Source organism: Tritonibacter sp. SIMBA_163 (assembly GCF_046535935.1).
In the GTDB taxonomy this organism is placed as follows: domain Bacteria; phylum Pseudomonadota; class Alphaproteobacteria; order Rhodobacterales; family Rhodobacteraceae; genus Epibacterium; species Epibacterium scottomollicae.
The window spans coordinates 1-267 of record NZ_JAWJBP010000550.1 but is presented as its reverse complement, the minus strand read 5'-3'; the positions used below and the strand labels follow the sequence as shown (position 1 = coordinate 267).

Below are 267 nucleotides of genomic sequence, written 5' to 3'. Positions count from 1 at the left end.
CGCGGCCTGCGACAGGCCCGGCATGTGCGGGTGCGTCACCGCCTGACTGCCGATCTCGACCCCGCCTGCTTCGAGCTCGCGGATCTGATCCCAGTCCATGTAGCCCGGGATGCCCCGGTCGACCGGGTCGGTCGCGACGAACAGCGCGAACGGCAGGTCGTGCTTCCTCAACAGCGGCCAGGCGGTCTCGTAGACCGAGAGGTAGGCGTCGTCGATCGTGATCGCCACGGTGCGGGGCGGCAGCGGCTTGCCGGCGTCGATTCGCGC

General features: G+C 70.4%; 1 protein-coding gene. It reads right to left on the bottom strand.

Going from position 1 to position 267, the window contains the following annotated elements; all coding sequences use genetic code 11:
* The coding region (locus R0J92_RS23490) for a polysaccharide deacetylase family protein (RefSeq protein ID WP_411053451.1) at positions 1-267 on the bottom strand (267 nt) is incomplete at both ends.